Here is a 19,388-nt window from a genome sequence, read left to right as displayed (position 1 = left end):
AGGTTTTTCAGCGCCGGTCTCGGCAGCTGTGACAGAGCCCGAAAAATTCCAAGGTGTGGAAGATCACATCGAAATCGTCCGCTTCCGGAGCCTTCACATCCAGGCCATGGATCGGGCAGTGCTCAAGACGTTCGGTCTTGCCGCAGTCCACACAGGTGAGGTGATGGTGATCTCGCTCCACCGGGGCGTAGAGGGCCTCACCTGTGGGCAGATGACGACAGCGCACTTTTCCTTGGCGCTGCAGCTGGCGCAGATTTCTGTACACCGTGGCCAGTCCCATGGCCCCAGGTTTGTCCTGGAGGCAGCGATGAAGCTGCTGGCCGGTCATTTCCTGTGCCGACCGTTGCAGTTCCTCCAGCAATCTCAGCTGGCGATCACGGCCAGCGGTTCCCCGTTCCATCGTCCTTTCTCTCACACGGCAGCGCTGTGATGCTCTGTCAGTGATTCACTCACAGTCCAGAGACGTTGCCGCAGGTTTTGATCCTTGGCGGCACGGGCCACCGGCTGTTGTTTGGGAGCACCGCGCAGCCCGCCCAGCTGGCTGGGGCCATAGTGCTCACCGCCCTGGGCCTCACTTGCTGTGGCGGCATAGAGCTGGGGCAAAGCTCCTTGGGCAGCGCTCTGGAAGAGAGGATCCATCAGTCGATAGGCCAGGGCTTCCTGCCAGGCACCCGTGGCGGCCACCGACACCGGTTGCAAATTGGTGCGTGCCAGTCCGGGGTGGGCCGCGAGGGATCGCACCGCACTTCCGGAAGCCTGTAAGCGCTGATTCAGTTCCAAGGCGAACATCACATTGGCGAGCTTGCTTTGGGAATAGGCCTTCCAGCGGTCGTAGCGCTGCTCTCCCTGGAGGTCGTCCCAGGCCATCACCCCGAAGTACTGGGCCCCGGAGGTCACGGTGACAACCCGCGCTTGCGGACGGTCGTCCATCAAGGGCAGCAGAGCCTTGGTTAAGGCGAAGTGACCCAGGTGATTCACTGCGAACTGCAGCTCATAGCCCTGGCGGCTGAGCATGCGTGGAGGCGCCATCAGCCCGGCGTTGTTGATCAGAAGATCCAGCCGTCCGTAGCGCTCCGCCACTTCCCGCGCACAGCGCGCCACGCTGGTTAGATCCGAGAGGTCCAGCTCAAGAAGATCCAGCCCGGCAGCACCGGATCCCAGCAGTTGGCTCCGGGCTGCTTCGCCCTTGCGTGCGCTGCGGCAGGCCATCAAGACGGTGCAGCCACGGCTGATCAGTGCCCGTGTGGTTTCCAGCCCAAGGCCGCTGTTCGCCCCGGTGACCAGGGCGATCCGACCTTGCTGATCAGGCATGTCTTCGGTGGTCCAACCCATGGTGCGGGAGTGTCAGCACGGGGCCAGTCTCGCTGGTCGGATCAGTCCTCGGGGAACAGCAGCCCGGCCAGTTCGTCGGCATCCACGTCGTAAACCCTGGCCAGAGAGGTTTCGATGGCACTGGTCACTTCACCGGGAAGAAAGCGCATGGCATTCAGGGCGTCTTCGGTGATCTCGTCCGTGAGCAGAGTGTCCTCGCTATCGAGTTTCTCGTCGTTGATCACCGCCATCACCCAGCTTTGATAGGCGTACACCAAATCCGAGAATTCGAGTTCGGGGTCGTTGAGATCCAGGGTCATCGTCAGGCTCAGCGCGCTGCACCAGTCTGACCTCCGAGGAGGAGGATGTCTTCAGCTGAGCATCAGGATGGGTTTACCGGATTCCGAACAGCTCCAGGGCACCCTGGTGGATTTCGCCCTGGGGGAGTTGATCCGACAGAACCGCGACAGTTTTCAACCGCTCTGGACGGTGGACAGCTGGGCCAAACTGATGATCTGGCTGGCCTTGAATTGCGGTCTCTCGGGAGACACCGAAAGCCTGGAGCATTTCGCCGCTGCTCTGGGTGAACGGATCACATCGCGGTTGCGGCGCACGTTTTTTGAACGGGAGCTGGCTGATCTTGAACTTCAGGTTCTGGCCGATCCGGCTGAGCAGCAGGTGTTGCTCCTGTCCCAGGATCCAGGAAATCCCGCGGTCTTGGCTCCTGACCGGCTCATGCGGGCCCTTGAGAGGGTGTCTCTGACTCCCAGGGTGGTGCAGGACCAGGGGCGTTGGCAGCGGCTCGAGGCGGTGGTGGCGATTCCCTGGGAGGTTTGCCGTGATTGAGCAGGTCTCCTTGATTGCGTCATACCGCAATGGTGGTTATGAGGCCGTTGCCGATGGTGTGATGGCGTTCTTTGATCGCCGCCCCGACTTGCAACGGCCTGGCGTGGCCTTTGGGCCTGGCGGTAGCGACGAGCCAGCCAAGGTGTCCACCGACATCAGCCTGGTGGCGATTGATCGCAGCGATCCCGATGCCTATGCCCTCTCCGAGGTGATCGTGCGCGGTGTGACGGCAGCTTTGGAGCAATACCTCAAGGAGCGCCCCTTGTTTCGTGCGGTGTGCCCGGATCAAGAGCTGTTTGTGATGCCGATCTTCAACCTGCAGCGCTACGCCCCGGGGGAGGGGTTTAAGCAGTGGCACTGCGACTGGACGATCAGTGACGAAGCAACGGAGCCGGTGCATCGGGTGCTCGCCTGGATCCTCTACTGCAACGACGTGGATGAAGCCGGCACCGAGTTCCACTGGCAGGGGCACCACGAAGCAGCGAAGCGGGGCAAACTCGTGATTTTCCCTGCTGGGCCATCCCACATTCACCGGGGACGGGTGAACACCACCGCCAGCAAAACCATCGCCACGGGCTGGATCAACGCCGGGTCTTATCAGGCTTTTCTGGCGCGTCTCTCCCGCTCATAAGCGAGGGTTGGTCTCGAATCGTGTTCACCTGCTGCGGGAAGGGAATTTCGATTCCTTCGCGTTTGAAGGCCGTCCAGATCGCTTGATTCACTTCGCTCACGATGCCGATGTTGCTCATGGGATCGGCGATCCAGTAACGCAAGGAGTACTCGATGGCTGAGTCTCCATACTTCACCTGCAGGGCTCTGGGGGCGGGAGTCTTCAACACCCGGGGAACGTTGAGGGCGGTCTCCTCGAGCAGCTGCAACACCTGGCGTGGATCGTGCCGGTAGGCGGCACCGATGCGGATCTCGCTGCGGCGCAGGCGGTCAGTGGCGGTGTAACTGGTGGCCTGAGCCGTGAAGAACATCTGATTGGGAATCAGCAGCTCCGCGTTGTCGCGATCGCGCCAAAGCAGGGTGGCTCTGAGGCCAAGCTTGCGCACCTCGCAGGGGTCGTTGTCGACCATCAGCACTTCGCCCGGACGGACGGATCCTTCAAACAGGAGCCAGATGCCGCTGATGAAGTTGGAAAAGACCTCCTTGATCCCAAAGCCCAGGCCGACGGAGAGTCCACCGGCGATGGCCACCAGAGCGGTGCCATTCAGGCCGATGTGAAAGCCCACGGCCGTGACTCCGATGCCGACGACCAAATAACGGATGATCAGCTCCACAGCCTTCCTGCTTCCCTCGGAATAGCCGAGCAGTTTTTGCAGCAACCAGGACACGCCAGCGGCCGGGGGGCCTGTACCCACGAGCAGCAAATAGCTCACCACGAGCGAGGTGAACAATTTGCCCAAGGTGAGTGAAATGCCGAACACTTGGCCGAGTTCGATCACCGACAAATCGTTGACGTTGTCGAGCCGATTGATGAACATCAGCACCACCGTGGTCAGGTAGATGGGCTTGATGAGTCGACTCTGCAGTTCATGCACGCGTGCTGCAGGCATGAGTTCCTGCAGCAGACCATCCAGCAAGCCCAGAAAGCTCCAGCCCAGCCAACTCAGGCTCAGGTAGGTCAGTAACCCTGCATCCCAACCCAGGCTCTTGGCGAAGGCACTGATTACACCCAGTCCAGCTGGGGCGATCAGGAGGTGTAGGGGCTTGGGGACTTTCGCCAGCCTGGGGTGTTTCCGCAGCCAGCGCCAGACCATCACCAGAACAATGATCAGCAGCAGCTGAAACACGATCGAGGCGCGCTGGAGGTAGCCCAACCAGCCAATGATTTCCCAGAACAGTTGATTCATGACCCCTGGTTCAGGATTTGAATCAGTTCATCCGTGTTCGTGTTGGGTTGGCTAACACCAAAAACGAGCGGAATGAGCAGGTTGGTCATCCGCCTGGAGAGTGGTCCGTCTTGATCAATCACACTCAGATTATCGATTTGCACTTGCGATGATTCGAGTGCTTGTTCCAACGCTGCCAACGTTTTTGAACTTTTCGTAGGAATCATCACGTCTGGATTCACGGGCACGAACGACATCGATAACAGCGAAAGATTTCTCTGCACCAGCGGATTGGTGACGAAATCACTCAGCGCAATCGCCATTGAGCGTTGGCTGCTGCTGGAGTCCCGGCCCAGAGCCAGAACACGCAGCAGGTGCACGGGTGCGGCCGGTGCTTCAGGCCCGTTGGGCAAGGGTGCAATTCCGAAGTCGTCGCCGAGTTGGTCTCGCAAACGAAAGAGCATGTCTGAGGTGCAGCTGATCCAATCCAGTTCTCGTTTGCCAAGCAGTGTGGTCAGCTGTCCTTGGTTTTCGAAAAAGGTGATGTTGCGTTGATTGCTCGCTTGCTGAAGCCAGGTCAGCCAACCCGTGATGCGATCGCGGTCTTCCGCCGACAAGTCCTGGTTACGGGAGGCTGCAGCCAGTGCTGGCAAAGCGTTGAGGCTTCCTGCCGTCCACAACACCTCGTCCATGTTTGCGGGAAGGCCCACGCGGGCCCCGGCAGCACCGACTTCCAGCAGTTCGTTCAAGGTTTTCGGTGGCTTCTGGATTACCTGGGTGTTGAAGCAGGCGATCTGAGGAAACATCACCAAGGGCTGCCCGGCGAGGCGCCCATCGTTGAGGCGCACCTGTTTCAAGAGGCCGGGATCGGTCTGCACCCTGTTGCGTTCGGTCTGGGGCAAAGGGTCCGTGAGTCCTTCGCGAAGCAGGTCTTTCGCCTGCTGGGCATCGGTGAGCACCAGGTCGGGTCCAAGGTCAGCGGCGTTGCGCCTGCGCAGTTCGGAGATCAACTGGGAGCGCTGGTAGAGAGCCAGTTGCACCTGAACATTGGGATACAGCTTTTGAAAGCTCGACACAATCAGATCAACCCGTTGTCTTGCGTCTTTTTGGGTGTCGCTGCTGATGCGGTCGTCTTTGCCAATCACCATGGCCAGGTACAGCATCACCGGCGTGTTGTTGGACAACGCGCTGCAACCACTCAGAACCAGGGCTACAAGCAGCAGCCCAACTGAAAACCGCAGTTTCACGATGGAGAGTGCAGATGCTGGCGCCATTCTGAGTGGGTCCGCTCTCCGCTTTGCGAGCATGGCGCACGCATTGCACTGCTTCCGTGCCCGAACTGGCCAAGACCTACGACCCGGTTGGTACGGAAGCGCGCTGGCAACAGGCCTGGGAGGACCAGGGAGCGTTTCATCCCGACCCGAAGGCCCCCGGTGAACCCTTCTCGGTGGTGATCCCGCCGCCGAACGTGACCGGCAGCCTGCACATGGGCCATGCCTTCAACACGGCCCTGATCGACACGATCGTGCGCTACCAGCGCCTGGCGGGAAAGAACGTTCTTTGCTTGCCCGGCACCGATCACGCCTCGATCGCGGTGCAGACGATCCTCGAGAAGCAGCTCAAGGAAGAGGGCAAGACCCGTCACGACCTCGGCCGTGAGGCCTTTTTAGAGCGGGCTTGGCAATGGAAGGCCGAAAGCGGTGGCCGCATCGTGGGCCAGCTGCGGCGCTTGGGCTATTCCGTCGATTGGCAGCGCCAGCGCTTCACCCTGGATGAGGGCCTGAGTGAGGCGGTGAAGGAGGCCTTCGTGCGCCTGCATGAGCAGGGGCTGATTGTCCGCGGTGAATACCTGGTGAACTGGTGCCCCGCTTCAGGGTCGGCGGTGAGCGATCTGGAGGTGGAGATGAAGGAGGTGGACGGCCACCTCTGGCATTTTCGCTATCCGCTCAGTAGCGGGGAGGGTCATCTGGAGGTGGCCACCACCCGCCCTGAAACGATGCTGGGCGACACGGCGGTGGCGGTGAATCCCACCGATGAGCGCTACGCCCACCTGGTGGGCCAGACCCTGACGCTGCCGTTCGTGGGGCGGGAAATCCCGATCGTGGCCGACGATCATGTGGAGAAGGAGTTCGGCACCGGCTGCGTCAAGGTGACGCCGGCCCACGACCCCAACGATTTCGCCATCGGCCAGCGCCACGGTCTGCCCCAGATCACGGTGATGCGCAAGAACGGCACGATGAACAAGGAGGCCGGCCAGTTTGAGGGGCTGGATCGCTTCGAGGCCCGCAAGGCCGTGGTGGCTGGCTTGGAGGAGTTGGGTTTGCTGGTGAAGGTGGAGGACTACCGCCACAGCGTTCCCTATTCCGATCGCGGCAAGGTGCCGGTGGAGCCCCTGCTCTCCACCCAGTGGTTTGTCAAAACCGAGCCCCTGGCAGCGCGCTGCCGCGAAGCCCTCGAGAAGCAGGACCCCCGCTTCATCCCGGAGCGCTGGGAGAAGGTGTATCGCGACTGGCTCACCGACATCCGCGACTGGTGCATCAGCCGCCAGCTCTGGTGGGGCCACCGCATCCCCGCTTGGTTCGTGATCAGCGAAACCGGGGGCAATTACACCGACACCACCCCCTACGTGGTGGCCCGCAACGAAGCCGAAGCCCTGGAGAAGGCCAAGGCGGAGTACGGCGCCGCGGCGGAGATCGAGCAGGACGAAGACGTGCTCGACACCTGGTTCTCCAGTGGCCTCTGGCCCTTCTCCACCCTGGGTTGGCCCGATGCCGACAGCGCTGACCTGCAGCGCTGGTACCCCACCAACACCCTGGTGACGGGCTTCGACATCATCTTTTTCTGGGTGGCGCGGATGACGATGATGGCCGGCGCCTTCACCGGCGAGATGCCCTTCCAGGACGTGTACATCCACGGCCTGGTGAGGGATGAGCAGAACCGCAAGATGAGCAAAAGCGCCGGCAACGGCATCGATCCGCTGCTGCTGATCGACCGCTACGGCACCGATGCCCTGCGTTTCGCCCTGGTGCGGGAGGTGGCCGGTGCGGGGCAGGACATCCGCCTGGACTACGACCGCAAGACCGATACCTCCGCCACGGTGGAGGCTTCGCGCAACTTTGCCAACAAGCTCTGGAACGCCACCCGCTTCGCCTTGATGAATCTGGGCGGCGAAACGCCGGCCCAACTCGGTGACCCCGATCCCGCGGCCCTGCAGCTGGCGGATCGCTGGATCCTCTCCCGCCTGGCCCGGGTGAACCGGGAGACGGCCGAGCGCTACAGCAGCTACGGCCTGGGTGAAGCGGCCAAGGGGCTCTATGAGTTCGCCTGGAACGACGTTTGCGACTGGTATTTGGAGCTGAGCAAGCGCCGGCTCAACCCCGGTGAGAACCCCTCAGCCGAGGCCTTGGCTGATCAGCGGGTGGCCAAGCAGGTGCTGGCCAAGGTGATCAGCCAGATGCACCTGATGCTGCATCCGCTGATGCCCCACCTCACCGAGGAGCTCTGGCACAGCGTGACGGGCGAGCCGGAAACCACCTTCCTGGCCCTGCAGCCCTGGCCGGTGCTGGATGAGAGCGCTCTGGATGATGACTTGGAAGCTTCCTTCGCTGAGCTGATCGCTGCCATCCGTGTGGTGCGCAACCTGCGGGCGGTGGCGGGGCTTAAGCCCTCGCAATCGGTGCCGGTGCGCTTCGTCACCGGCCGCGGCGAGCTGGCGGCTGTGCTGAGCAAGGGCACGGCCGACATCACGGCCCTGACGCGGGCGGAGTCGGTGGCGGTGATGGCGCCGGCGGAGGCGGATGCAGCTCCGGTGGCCAAGGCCCTGGCGGGGGTGAGCGGTGAGCTGCAGGTGCTGCTGCCGATCGAAGGCCTCGTCGATCTCGATGCGCTCAAGGGCCGCCTGGAGAAAGACATCGCCAAGGCCGAGAAGGAGATCAAGGGCCTGGCGGGCCGGCTTGGCAATCCCAACTTCGCCGATAAGGCGCCGCCGGAGGTGGTGGCGGAATGCCAGGCCAACCTCGATGAGAAACAGGCCCAGGCCGATCTGGCCCGCAAGCGCCTGGCCGACCTGAGCTGATGACGTGATTCAAGTTGAGGGGCTGAGCAAGACCTACCGGGTTGCCGAGAAGCAGCCCGGCTTGGCTGGAACCCTGCGCCATTTCGTCCACCGCCGCACCCGGGACGTGACGGCGGTGCAAAACGTGTCCTTCCGGATCGAGCCCGGCGAGATGGTGGGCTTTCTTGGCGCCAACGGCGCTGGCAAAACCACCACCTTGAAGATGCTCTGCGGCTTGATCCACCCCAGCACTGGGGAGGTGCAGGTGGCGGGCTTCAGTCCGCAGCGCCGTCAGGCGGAGTTCCTGCGCCGGATCACTCTGGTGATGGGCCAGAAGCAGCAGCTGCTCTGGGACCTGCCGCCGATGGATTCGTTGCGGGTGAATGCGGCGGTGTACGGCATCCCCGATGGCGTGGCCCGGCGGCGGATCAGCGAGCTGGCTGATCTGCTCGAGCTGGGGGAGGAGCTCACTCGCCCGGTGCGCAAGCTCTCCCTCGGTCAGCGGATGAAGGCCGAACTCCTGGCGGCGCTCCTGCACGAGCCGGAGGTGCTGTTTCTCGATGAACCCACGCTGGGCCTGGATGTGAATGCCCAGGCCAGGGTGCGCACATTCCTGGCGGACTACAACCGCCGCACGGGGGCCACTGTGCTGCTCACCAGCCATTACATGGCCGACATCACGGCCCTATGCCCCCGGGTGCTGCTGATCCACCAGGGACGCCTGTTTCACGATGGGCCGCTGGCCTCCCTTGCTGAGCAGCTGGCGCCGGAACGGGAGGTGCGGCTGGAGTTGGAATCTCCTGTTGATCCCGCGGTGTTCGCGGGTTTGGGGCGGCTGGAGCTGATCGATGGCTGTGATGTGCGGCTGCTGGTTGCAAGGGATGAGCTCACCGCAGTGGTGGCCCAGCTGCTCGAGCGCTTTGCGGTGCGCGATTTGGATGTCACCGATCCACCGATTGAGGAGCTCATCGGTGGGTTGTTCCGGCAGGGGCGCGTCTGATGCGGATCTTCGGGCTGAATCGGCGGATCATCCGCGTGCTGCTGGGTTGCCAATACGCCCACATGCTCGAGTACCGCGCCGAGATCGCCCTCTGGGCGCTCTCCGGAGTCTTGCCATTCATCATGCTCAGCGTCTGGAGCGGTAGCGACGCGCGTTCAGGGCTGGGTCTCGATGGCGTGGCCCTCGATCGCTATTTCCTCAGTGCCTTTCTGGTGCGCCAGTTTTCGGTGGTTTGGGTGGTGTACGACTTTGAGGAGGATGCTCTGAGCGGTCGGCTTTCGCCCTACCTGTTGCAACCGCTGCACCCGCTCTGGCGCTATGTGGCGGCGCACCTCGGGGAACAGCTCACCCGTTTGCCTTTTGCCGCTCTGATCGCTGCCGTGTTCTTTGCAGTGCAGCCGCAAGCCTTCTGGTTGCCGTCGTTGGGGGGCTTCCTGCTGGCCTGGCTGGCTATCTGGATGGCTTTTGCGATCGCCTTTCTGTTCCAGAGCCTGATTGCAGCTCTGTGCTTCTGGAGTGAGAAGGCCAGTGCCCTGGAGCGGCTGCAGTTCATCCCCTTTCTGTTTCTTTCGGGCTTGTTGGCGCCGCTCACGGCCTTCCCGCCGGCGGTGCGGGCCTGGGCCCAGTGGACCCCGTTCCCCTATTTGATCGATTTCCCGGCGCGGGTGTTGGCGGGTCAGCCGGTGGATCTGCTGGCGGGTTTTGGGGCGCAACTGGCCTGGATCGCGTTGTTGTTACCGGTGGTGCTGCTGCTCTGGCGGGCCGGGGTGCGCCATTACAGCGCCATGGGGGCCTGATGGGGCGCTACTGGCGAACCCTGCGTCGCTTCTGGGGGACGGCCCTGGCCACGCAGCTGGAATACCAGGCCAACGTGCTGATCGAGCTGCTGGCGGTGGCGATGAGCCTCAGCGGCAGCTTGTTTCTGCTCTCGCTCTTCTATGGCCCGGATCAGACCCTGGGGGGCTGGAGCTGGGCCCAGGCCTTGATGGTGCAGGGGCTCTACACGGTGTTCGACGGCATGGCCACCACCTGGTTGCGCCCGAACCTGGGAGCGATCGTCACCCATGTGCGCGAGGGCACCCTCGATTTTGTGCTGCTCAAGCCGATCGACAGTCAGTTCTGGCTGTCGCTGCGCACGCTGTCGCCGGCGGGGCTGCCGGAGATTGGTCTGGGGCTCGGGCTTTTGGCCTGGGGCAGCCATCAGGCCGGTGTGGTGCTCACGCCGGCCTCCTTGCTCATCGTGGTTGTGATGCTGCTGGCCGGTGGCTTGATTCTTTATTCGCTTTGGTTTCTGATCGCGGCCACCAGCATCTGGTTTGTCAAAACCTGGAATGCCACTGAGGTGTTGCGGGCCCTGCTGGTTTCTGGGCGCTACCCCCTCAATGCCTATCCGCCGGCCCTGCGCCTGCTGTTCACCCTGGTGCTGCCGGTGGCGTTTCTCACCACAGTTCCCGCCCAGGTGCTGCTCGGTGAAGCTGCCGCACCGATGCTCGTCGCTGGCATGGTGCTGGCGCTGCTGTTCTTTGCCGCGGCGAGGGCTTTCTGGTTGTTTGCTCTGCGCTTTTACACCTCAGCGTCGAGTTGACCCCCCGGCCTGATTCACGAGGCATCTGGCGACAACAATTGAGTCACTTGGTTTGGATTGCTGGACGATGCTGGATAGAGAGTCATGCAATTGAAGGCGAAATCAGCGCCGCTTCCCTGCACGATGCCAGCGATATCAAGGAAGATCGCCTGTTGAATGTTGAGCCATTCCGCCCAGACTGTTGTTTTGGTAAAGCAATACACCATCATGTTGATGGATGAAGCATCCCACTGGTTGAAATTCACGAGAATGATCTGTTTCTGATCGATGTGGGGGTGTTGCTTCAGATGCTCCCTGACTTTGTCAGTGATTCCAGCGATTTTGCTGATATCTTCATAGCGTAGGGAGATGTTGGCCAGAATGCGCCGGTTGTACATCTGGCCGGGGTTTTCAATTGGTTTCGTGGCAAAAATCGAGTTGGGGATATTGAGGGGCCTGCGATCAAATGTGCGAATTCTTGTGTAATACCAGCCAATCGATTCCACGGTTCCTTGCAGCTCGTCGACGTTGATCCAATCCCCTTCTTTGAACGGGCGATTGAAGAAGAGCATGAAGCCGGAGAGAAAATTCTGGCTGATTTGCTGCGTGGCAAAGGTGAAGCCAATCCCAGCACCTCCCAGCAAGGTGGCGATGGCGGCTGAGGGGATACCGAGGTTCACCATCATCGCTGCTGTGGTGATCAGCAACGTGAGAATCGTGAAGAGGCGCCCCAGCAGATTGATGAGCATGGCTTCGTCTTGCTCGTCATCCATCTGGATCCAGCGCCGCATCGACCCCGATTGGAGAATGGCGTGTCCCACATTGAGGGTCGCCCAGCTGATGGTGATGATCAGCAGCGTGGCGGAGAGGCGCTTCAGTGTGAGCTGATCCACCACATCGATGCGCTTATCGATCCAATGGGTGATCCAAGTGCTATAGAGCGACACGCCAAGACCGATGAGTAGCGGTCGCCTCAGGCTGCGTGTGATCAGACTGCCGATGTTGCGCCCGTGTCGGCCTAGGACATTCAGCAGAAACCAGGCCGCGATCAACGTCAGGGTTCCAACGACAAGGCCAGTGTTGGTTTGCAGAAACCCCACGCGATTGACGGCGGTTGTCGTGAGCTCCCTGAAGTTTTGAAAATCCTGGATGGGTCTAGTGCGTCAAGGCCCGAGATTTTAGCTGGCGTTCCTTGGCTCCTGGCCTGGTGTTGGCTGATCAGGAGTGGGTTGGCTGTTGTGGCTCTGTTGCAGGCTCGGTGGCCATTGCATGGGATACACCTGGCGTTGGGGGAAGGGGATGGTGATTCCTTCTTTCTCGAAACGTTTCCAGATCTCCCTGCGCAGATCACTGCCCACAGCGAAGGCATCAAGGGGGTTGGCCACCCAGAAGAGCACTTTGTAGTTGATCGACGAATCGGCAAAGTCCGTCACGAAAGCCGACGCTGGCGGGTAGGGCTTCACTTTGGGGTGGTCTTCTGCAATCGCGAGCAGCAGCGCAATCACCTGATCAGGATCGTGGTCATAGGCAGCGCCGACGACCACGCTGTCGCGACGTGCCGTTTCAGCCGCGGTATAAGACGCTGCTTCCTGCGTGAAGAAGGTCTGATTCGGGATCAGCAGTTCGGCGCCGTCACGGCCACGCCTCAGCTGTGTTGCCCTGAGGCCGAGCTTGCGCACGGTGCAGGGATCTCCATTGATCATCAGGATTTCACCTGGGCGCACGGAGCCTTCAAACAGCAACCAGATGCTGCTGATGAAATTGGAGATGATTTCCTTGATTCCGAAACCGATCCCCACCGATAAACCACCGGCGATGGCGATGAATGCATTGCCGTTGATGCCGATGTAGTACGCCACACTCACGATGCCGATGGCGATCACGCTGTAGCGGAACAGCAATTCCAGGCCACGCCTGTTTTGTTGACGCACCCCGAAGATCGTGCCGCTGGCCCAGGCCATCACTGCGGCAGGTCGCGATGCAATCGTAACGACCAGATAAATCGCCACGATCGCTGTGTATACCTTGCCCAAGGTGATCTCAACGCCAAAAAGGTTGGCGATGCCAACCCGTGCGAGATTTTCGCGGCTACCGAGCAGACTGAGCATCGAAACGGTGGCTGTAATCACATAGATCGGTTTGAACAATGTGCTTTCAAGCTCTTCGATCGGGAACTGTGGCTTGACACGTTGAACCAGTAATTTCAAGGGCGTAAACAGATTCCAGCCCAGCCAGAGCAGCCCGAAATAGCGCAAGAGTCCGAAGGGTGCCTGGCATGCGGCAAAGACAGCCGCAAGGATCAAGACCAGTGCAGGACCGAGCAGAACACGGATCGCTTCTGGCACCTGTTGATGCAGGCGGTAGCGATTGAGTTGGAGTTGGAGGCTGCGTGTGCGTGCCACAAGCACGATCACGGCCAGCACAAGCAGTTGGGACAGCACCGACCAGCGCTGCAGAAAGGCCAGCCAGCTCAGCATCTCCACGAGGATGTCGCGGGGGGACACCGTTAGAAGCAGTGGGGTGATGCTCATGACGACGGTCCCAGTTTGGTGTTCAGTGTTGCGGCGGCTTGGCTTGGGGTTTCAGTGCCAAAAATCACATGATTCAGTGTGGATTGCATTGCTTGCTCAAGTTTCGGATCTTGATTGAGTGCGGCTTGAATTTCATCGCCAATGCGCACATCCTCCTGATCGGTGCTCAGATAAAGGTCTTGGGTTCCAGGGATTTCGCGATTGATGATCTGTGCCGCGGCTGGATTCACCGGGTAGGAGGTGCGGTAACGCAGGGCCCATGTTTTCTGGGCCCAGGGAAGAACGATGAATTGCATCAGTTCTTCGCTTTTGAGCCGTTGTTGATGGCTGGAATTGCGTCCGAGTCCCCACACCTGCAGTCGGCTCACCGGTGTGGCTTTTCCTGCTGGCCCTGCTGGTAGGAGCCCAACGCCGAGATTGTCTTTCAAGGCCTCGCGCAGTTGGGGCAGCTGGGTGCTCCAACAGCTGATCCAGTGCAGATTGCCTTTGATTAGTTGTTGCCTGAGTGTGGCCTGGTCGTTCATGAATAGAACGTTCTGCTGAAAGCTGGCTGCTCGCAGCCAGGTGAGCCATTGCACCAGCTGGTTCACATCCTGTGTTGTCGGTGTCTCCCCACGCAGGGAACTGATCAATGCCTTTCCCGCGCCGTAGCTGCCCACACTCCAATAGAGATTCTCGAAGTTTTGGGTGAGGCCGAAAATGTTGCCCTCACTGCTTTGCTGGGCGAGTTCGCGCAGTGTTTTCGGTGCGCTTTTGAGTTTGCGTTTGTCGTAACAGGCCAGTTGGATGTACTGGGACACCGGTAAACCCGTGATGGTTCCGTTGCTTGTGCTGACGCGGGTGAGCAGCTCCGCTGGAATGGCTTGGCGTTGTTCCGGCGTGAGCGCCACGGGATCGAGTAGGCGTGCAGCGAACAGGGCCTGGATGGTTTGGGCGTCGCTGATCACCAGATCGGGTCCCAGTCCACTGTTGGTTTGGCGTTGCAGTTCCGCCTGGACGCTGGTGGCCGAATAAAGGGAGGGTTGGATGCGCAGTCCGGGGATCACAGCGCGCAGGTTGGTTTGAAAATCGCGCAGCAGTTTGCGATCGCGTGCGCTTTCCTCCCCCGTCACCACCTCGTTGGCGGGCAACGTGCGCACGACTCTGAGCAAGGTGGAGCGGGATTCGTCACTGCCGCTGCAGGCGCTGAGCAGGCCCAGCGCTGCGAAGAGGGTGAGTGATCGCTTCATGCCTGTTCGCTTGTGTCATCAGGACGTTGAAACCGCTGTGTGTCGTCGCTGTAGTGAGCGATTCCCGTGAAGCGAAGCCAGCTCACCAGGGTTCGGAACGTTTGATCCACTTGGGGGGTGGTGAGGTGTTCATCCATGAGGTCCAAAATGATGGCGCCACTCACGCCACTGCGCCGGTTGCGGGTTAGCAGACGCTCCACGGTTTGCACCAGGGGGATTCGTTCGCGCAGTTGTTTGGCCAATAACTGCCGCTCTCCGTTGGAATCGGCCTTACGCAGTTGGCGGCCCAGGCCGGTGAGTTCCACCTGACTCCCCTTGGTATCAAGCAATCCAAGGATGACGCCAGCTTCTGCCAATGGCAGCAGGCTGTCGTCGCTCAGTCCCAGATCAGAGGCGAGTTCGGCAAGCTTGCGGCTTCGGTGCTTGGGGAGCAGTGTGACCAGATCACTGAGTGAGGGCAACCGGCAGGCCGGAAGTGCGGTGATCTGCTCCTTGATCGGAGGCGCAGGTTTCTGGCGATCGCCTTCGGATGCAATCACCTCATCAGGATGGGTCATGTAGCCATAAACCTCTTCCACCAAGTCGCTGAAACTCTTGCCATCTCGCTCCCTCGGCCTGGGCAGGGGATTGTTGATCACACCGCGGATCGTTCCCGGATTGGCTCCCAGCAGCACGATGCGGTCGCTCAGCATCACAGCCTCTTCAATGCTGTGCGTGACCACCACCATCGACTGGGCTGGAAAGTGGCCAGTTGCCCACAGCTGATCAATGTCTTGGCGAAGGTTTTCGGCTGTGAGCACATCGAGGGCACTGAAGGGCTCATCCAGAACGAGGAGTTCCGGGTTGAGCACAAAGGCACGGGCAAAACCAACGCGCTGACGCATCCCTCCACTGAGTTCCCGGGGATAGGCCTCGGCGAATCCCTCCAGACCCACCCTCTTTAGGGCTTCCAAACAACGGTCGCGGATCTCTTCGGGCTTCAGGCCTCGGGCTTCAAGCCCGACCCCGGTGTTGGCCAGAACCGTGAGCCAGGGCAGCAAGGCAAAACTCTGAAACACGATCGCCACGTCGGGATTGACGCCACGCAACGGGGTGTCGTGATGCAGAACCTGACCCCTGCTCGGTGCGGTGAGTCCGGCCATGAGCCGCAGCAAGGTGCTCTTGCCGCTGCCGCTGCGTCCGAGAAGAGCCACCACTTCTCCTCGAGCGATGCTCAGATCGATGTTGTCGAGCACCGTGATCGATCCACTGCGATCGGCGGCAGGGAATGTTTTGTAGACGTTCTGAAGCGAAAGCAGGGTGGTCATAGGGCGAAGCGTCGTTCCGCGATTCGGTACAGAGGGCGCCAGAGCAGGCGGTTGAACCCCACCACAAACAGGCTCATCACCATCAAGCCCAGCAGGATGCGGGGCCCGTCGCCGCTGCGGGTGGCTTCGGCGATGTAAGCCCCGAGCCCTGTGGTTTGCAGCGTTGTTGAGCCCCAGGTGACCACCTCCGCCACGATCGAGGCATTCCACGCGGCTCCGCTGGCCGTGATCGCTCCGGTGACCCAGGAGCTGAACACCGCAGGCAGCAGATAGCGGCTCCAACGCTGTTTCCCGCGCAGACCAAACACCTGCTCCATTTCGCGCAGATCGTTGGGAATGGCGCTGGCGCCAGCTGTGGTGTTGAACAACACGTACCACTGGGAACCGAGGGCCATCAGGATCACGCTGCCGATCCACATCGGCAGCCCGCTGAAGAGAAACAGCAGGGTGAAGAAGGGGAACAGCAGATTGGCAGGAATGCTGGCCAGCATCAGGATCAGAGGCTGGAGGAGCGTGGACAACCGTGGGCGCAGGCCGATCATCACGGCGAGGGGGAGAAACACCAGAGAACTCAGCGCCACTACAGCGAGCACCCGCCCGAGGGTGAGCAGCCCAAAGCCCAACACCTCCAGGGTTTCGGCTGGTCCGACTTCATGCAGGATCACGTCCAGTCCCCACACCACCGCGGCCCCGGCGAGAAGCAGCAACAGCGGATCGAGCCAGGCGGGAACAGCCCCCGACTCGCGCGTGTTGGATGGTTGCTCTGGCGCTTGGGTGAGTCGTCGCAAGGTCCTTGTTAGCGGTTGCAAGGTGATGGCCCCTGCCGCTTTGAGCCAACGCAGTCCGCCCGATCGATTCAGCAGATCGAGGAACCAGGAACGCGCCGGTTCACCGGCGGCGCCGCTGTCGAGACGAAAACGCTCACTCCAGGCCACGAGCGGTCTCCAGAACAGCTGATCACTGATCACCACCACCAGCACCATGGTGATCAAAGCCCAGAGAATGCAATCCAGCCGTTGGGCTGCAATCGCAGCGGCGACGTAGGACCCCAACCCCGGCAGGGTGTAGTCAGCGTTGTTGACGCTGATCGCCTCACTTTGTGTGGCGAAGAACCAGCCGCCAGCGAAGCTCATCATTCCGTTCCAGACCAGATTGATGCTTCCGGCCGGGAGATCCAGCTGGGTGAAGCGCTGCCAACCACTGAAGCGATAGAGCGTCGCTGCTTCGCTCAGATCGCTCGGCACCGTGCGCAGTGATTGGTAGTAAGAGAAGATCAGATTCCACAACTGGCCGGTCACGATCGCGAAGATCGACGCCGCCTCAAGCCCCAGCAGGCTGCCGCGGAACAGATTGATGAAAAAGGCCACGGTGATGGCCAGAAAGCCCAGAACCGGCACCGATTGCAGGATGTCGACCAGGGGGAGGATCACCCGTTCGGCGATGGCATTGCGGGCTGCCAGGGTGCCCACCACCAGACAGATCCCCAGGGAGATGCCCAGGCCGATGAACATGCGCAGGCTGGAGCGTGCGGCATAGGCGGGCAGGTGGATTGGATTGAGATCAATGCCGGAGAGGGTGGAGGCCTCCGGATGAAAACTCACGGCCATCTGGCTGCTGAGGCTTGCGATTCCGGCGACGAGCGCCAGGCCGAGCACGAGCAGGGCCAGGTCAAGAATCGGCGTTCCCCCGAGGCGAACACTGACCGTTCCATGGCGTGGTGGCGCAGGGTTGGCAGTTGCGCTGAACAGCTTCTCCATGGAACGGTTGTAAGGCGCAAGGGTTAAGGAATGGCGAGCGATCTGCTGAGCACGGAGGCCGTTCTGCACTGGTTGCAGTCTCCGTTAGGAGCTCTGGTGTTTATTCCCCTGTATGCGGTTTGGGTCACGGTGCTCTTGCCTGGCATCTGGGCTTCGATGCTGGCGGGTGCTCTCTACGGCACCTGGTGGGGCAGTGTGATCGTGTTCGCTGGAGCCACGCTCGGGGCGGAAGCTGCGTTTCTGCTGGGGCGCCACCGCTTGCGCGGTTGGGCACAACGTCGCCTCAAGCGCTTCCCGAAACTGCTGGCGATCGAGAAGGCGGTAAGCCGTGAAGGGTTCCGGTTGGTGTTGCTCACCCGCCTGTCTCCAGCCTTTCCGTTCTCTTTGCTGAACCTCGCCTACGGACTCAGTGACGTGAGCCTGCGCGACTACAACCTGGGCCTGATCGGCATCATTCCTGGCACGATTCTGTTTTGCGCGCTGGGTGCCCTGGCTGGAAGCGCTGCCCGATTCGGGGAGGTGTTGGCCGGGGAGACGTCTCCTCAGGCCTGGGTGTTGCGGGTTGTCGGTGTGCTGGCCACCGTTGCGGTTGTGTGGCTGGTGGGCCGTGCTGCGCGCAAGGCCCTGCAGGAGGGATCAGAGCTGGATCAAGATCCGGCGGGTTGATCGGGATCCGCGAGGCGCCAGTCGCGGATTGCAGCGATCAGCACGAACCAGATCAGCCGGCCTTTGGCCCGCAATCCCTGGCGTGCGCTGAGGTCGGCATATTTGGCGCGGCCGCAGTCGGTTTTGATCCAACGAAACACAGGGGGCCGTTGTTGATCCTGTTGATTCATGAGGATGGCTGCGACGTTTCGCTGTATTTAAAGATCTGATTGGGGATCACGCTGATGGTGGTCTTGATGTCGTCCAGGCCCAGGTCATTCTTGGCGCGGTCGGCGAGGCCCTCGTACACCTCCTGCGCCAGTCCGTCTGTGACCAGACCTTCAGGAGCGCTGAGCACGAGATCAACGGTGGCTTTGTTATCGACAACTCGGATGTTGCTGTAGAGCATGCGCACCTTTTGCCAGAGGTAGGGATTCTTACGGGTGAGTTCGAACTGCCGCACCCGACCGGCTTTGAAGCTGGCGAACTGACCATCCAGCTGCTGTTTGATGCTGAAGTCGCGCAGCGATGAGGACAGGGGGATCGAGAGCAGACCGAGAAGACCGAGCCAAACCAGCAGATTGCGCCAGCTCTGCCCCACCGACCCATAGCGCTGGATCAAGAAGATGAACAGGCTGGCCACGGTGATGCCGATCAGGTTGGCCAGAAACAACAGGAATGAGCCCTCGGAGATCTGATTGGTGATCCCTGCCACTGTTCCCCGTCCGAACACCGCCACCACTTCCTGACCCAGGCTCAAGCCAATGCCGCAGACGCAGAGGGGAGGGACGAGGGCCACAGCGATGGCCACACCGGCAATCGAGTTCGATAACCCAGCGCGCGTCATGCTGAAGGATCCGGCAATGGCGGCGGCAACGGCGATGCCGAGATCGATCAGGTTGGGAGCGGTGCGGGCGGTCATCTCCCGATTCACCTCGCTTACGTCGAGCAGCATCGACAAGAACGCCGCTGTGCCAACGACGGTGAGCACACCCAGCAGGATGGTGAGCAGGGAACGCTTCGCCAAGGTGTTGTTGCTGATGGCCAGAGCGAAGGCCAGGCTCAGGATCGGATCCATCAGCGGTGCCACGATCATGGCGCCGATCACCACAGCGGTGCTGTTGGAGATCAGCCCGAGAGTGGCAATCACTGCTGAACACAGCAGAAGCACAAAGAAACCCAAGGACGGTTTCGAGGACTCGATGCGGGCCTTGTAAAGCTCTTTGCGTGGGACGCGCTGCTCGAGGTTGATCTGCCACTCCCCTGTGAGTGCTTCGAATGCGCCTGTGATCAGCGTGGGCATGGGATG

19 protein-coding genes are annotated in these 19,388 nt (G+C 61.0%); 7 read left to right on the top strand and 12 right to left on the bottom strand.

What is annotated here, in order from left to right; translation table 11 throughout:
- Positions 1–7 precede the first annotated feature (7 nt).
- From KQ296_RS06405 to KQ296_RS06395, 3 genes are read right to left on the bottom strand one after another with little or no spacing between them, the layout of a single operon-like run.
- A complete protein-coding gene (locus tag KQ296_RS06405; RefSeq protein WP_011934332.1) occupies positions 8–400 on the bottom strand; it encodes a transcriptional repressor in 393 nt (130 codons plus the stop codon).
- Between the two features lie 11 nt (positions 401–411).
- Positions 412–1,332, bottom strand: a complete 921-nt coding sequence (locus KQ296_RS06400; RefSeq protein ID WP_011934331.1) for an oxidoreductase — start codon at positions 1,330–1,332, stop codon at positions 412–414.
- Between the two features lie 41 nt (positions 1,333–1,373).
- Positions 1,374–1,631, bottom strand: a complete 258-nt coding sequence (locus KQ296_RS06395; RefSeq protein WP_006042806.1) for a hypothetical protein — start codon at positions 1,629–1,631, stop codon at positions 1,374–1,376.
- Between the two features lie 67 nt (positions 1,632–1,698).
- Between KQ296_RS06395 and KQ296_RS06390 the strand changes: the two genes are divergently transcribed.
- Together KQ296_RS06390 and KQ296_RS06385 are read left to right on the top strand one after the other, a co-directional pair.
- The gene (locus KQ296_RS06390; protein ID WP_011934330.1) at positions 1,699–2,157 is read left to right on the top strand and encodes a hypothetical protein; all 459 of its coding nucleotides are present in this window, start codon (positions 1,699–1,701) and stop codon (positions 2,155–2,157) included.
- Positions 2,158–2,218: 61 nt separating this feature from the next.
- Positions 2,219–2,788, top strand: a complete 570-nt coding sequence (locus tag KQ296_RS06385) for a 2OG-Fe(II) oxygenase (RefSeq protein ID WP_011934329.1) — start codon at positions 2,219–2,221, stop codon at positions 2,786–2,788.
- On the opposite strand, the gene KQ296_RS06380 is transcribed toward KQ296_RS06385, so the two are convergent.
- Both KQ296_RS06380 and KQ296_RS06375 read right to left on the bottom strand, forming a co-directional pair.
- A complete protein-coding gene (locus KQ296_RS06380) occupies positions 2,739–4,013 on the bottom strand; it encodes a mechanosensitive ion channel family protein (protein WP_011934328.1) in 1,275 nt (424 codons plus the stop codon). The genes KQ296_RS06385 and KQ296_RS06380 overlap by 50 nt on opposite strands.
- The gene (locus KQ296_RS06375) at positions 4,010–5,239 is read right to left on the bottom strand and encodes an extracellular solute-binding protein (RefSeq protein WP_259726411.1); all 1,230 of its coding nucleotides are present in this window, start codon (positions 5,237–5,239) and stop codon (positions 4,010–4,012) included. The genes KQ296_RS06380 and KQ296_RS06375 overlap by 4 nt, the downstream gene beginning before the upstream one ends.
- Positions 5,240–5,322: 83 nt before the next feature.
- Between KQ296_RS06375 and KQ296_RS06370 the strand changes: the two genes are divergently transcribed.
- From KQ296_RS06370 to KQ296_RS06355, 4 genes are read left to right on the top strand one after another with little or no spacing between them, the layout of a single operon-like run.
- Entirely contained in the window at positions 5,323–8,067 is a 2,745-nt protein-coding gene (locus tag KQ296_RS06370) for a valine--tRNA ligase (protein WP_011934326.1), read from the top strand.
- A 4-nt stretch (positions 8,068–8,071) separates the two neighbouring features.
- The gene (locus KQ296_RS06365) at positions 8,072–9,046 is read left to right on the top strand and encodes an ATP-binding cassette domain-containing protein (protein ID WP_011934325.1); all 975 of its coding nucleotides are present in this window, start codon (positions 8,072–8,074) and stop codon (positions 9,044–9,046) included.
- Positions 9,046–9,843 carry an ABC-2 family transporter protein gene (locus KQ296_RS06360; RefSeq protein ID WP_011934324.1) on the top strand — a complete coding sequence of 266 codons (798 nt, stop codon included), beginning with the start codon at positions 9,046–9,048 and terminating at the stop codon, positions 9,841–9,843. The genes KQ296_RS06365 and KQ296_RS06360 overlap by 1 nt, the downstream gene beginning before the upstream one ends.
- Positions 9,843–10,631, top strand: a complete 789-nt coding sequence (locus KQ296_RS06355; protein WP_011934323.1) for an ABC transporter permease — start codon at positions 9,843–9,845, stop codon at positions 10,629–10,631. The genes KQ296_RS06360 and KQ296_RS06355 overlap by 1 nt, the downstream gene beginning before the upstream one ends.
- Before the next feature lie 14 nt (positions 10,632–10,645).
- Here KQ296_RS06355 and KQ296_RS06350 read toward each other — a convergent pair whose 3' ends face one another.
- From KQ296_RS06350 to KQ296_RS06330, 5 genes are all read right to left on the bottom strand, one after another.
- Positions 10,646–11,710: a mechanosensitive ion channel family protein gene (locus KQ296_RS06350; RefSeq protein ID WP_011934322.1), complete on the bottom strand. Its 1,065-nt coding sequence runs from the start codon at positions 11,708–11,710 to the stop codon at positions 10,646–10,648.
- A 78-nt stretch (positions 11,711–11,788) separates the two neighbouring features.
- Positions 11,789–13,141, bottom strand: a complete 1,353-nt coding sequence (locus KQ296_RS06345; RefSeq protein WP_011934321.1) for a mechanosensitive ion channel family protein — start codon at positions 13,139–13,141, stop codon at positions 11,789–11,791.
- Positions 13,138–14,370 (bottom strand): ABC transporter substrate-binding protein, encoded by a 1,233-nt coding sequence (locus KQ296_RS06340; protein ID WP_011934320.1) that lies wholly within the window; start codon positions 14,368–14,370, stop codon positions 13,138–13,140. Before KQ296_RS06340 ends, KQ296_RS06345 begins: the two co-directional genes overlap by 4 nt.
- A complete protein-coding gene (locus tag KQ296_RS06335; RefSeq protein WP_011934319.1) occupies positions 14,367–15,677 on the bottom strand; it encodes a nitrate/sulfonate/bicarbonate ABC transporter ATP-binding protein in 1,311 nt (436 codons plus the stop codon). Before KQ296_RS06335 ends, KQ296_RS06340 begins: the two co-directional genes overlap by 4 nt.
- Entirely contained in the window at positions 15,674–17,434 is a 1,761-nt protein-coding gene (locus tag KQ296_RS06330) for an ABC transporter permease subunit (protein ID WP_011934318.1), read from the bottom strand. The genes KQ296_RS06335 and KQ296_RS06330 overlap by 4 nt, the downstream gene beginning before the upstream one ends.
- Positions 17,435–17,464: 30 nt before the next feature.
- Here KQ296_RS06330 and KQ296_RS06325 point away from each other — a divergent pair, with 30 nt between their 5' ends.
- Entirely contained in the window at positions 17,465–18,100 is a 636-nt protein-coding gene (locus KQ296_RS06325; protein WP_011934317.1) for a TVP38/TMEM64 family protein, read from the top strand.
- Here the strand turns inward: KQ296_RS06325 and KQ296_RS06320 are convergent.
- Together KQ296_RS06320 and KQ296_RS06315 are read right to left on the bottom strand one after the other, a co-directional pair.
- A complete protein-coding gene (locus KQ296_RS06320; protein WP_011934316.1) occupies positions 18,082–18,270 on the bottom strand; it encodes a hypothetical protein in 189 nt (62 codons plus the stop codon). The genes KQ296_RS06325 and KQ296_RS06320 overlap by 19 nt on opposite strands.
- Positions 18,267–19,382 carry a TIGR00341 family protein gene (locus KQ296_RS06315; protein ID WP_011934315.1) on the bottom strand — a complete coding sequence of 372 codons (1,116 nt, stop codon included), beginning with the start codon at positions 19,380–19,382 and terminating at the stop codon, positions 18,267–18,269. The genes KQ296_RS06320 and KQ296_RS06315 overlap by 4 nt, the downstream gene beginning before the upstream one ends.
- Between the last annotated feature and the right edge of the window lie 6 nt (positions 19,383–19,388).

The sequence above is a fragment of the Synechococcus sp. CS-197 genome (assembly GCF_025128215.1).
In the GTDB taxonomy this organism is placed as follows: domain Bacteria; phylum Cyanobacteriota; class Cyanobacteriia; order PCC-6307; family Cyanobiaceae; genus Synechococcus_C.
This window is presented reverse-complemented; position numbering and strand designations above follow the sequence as displayed.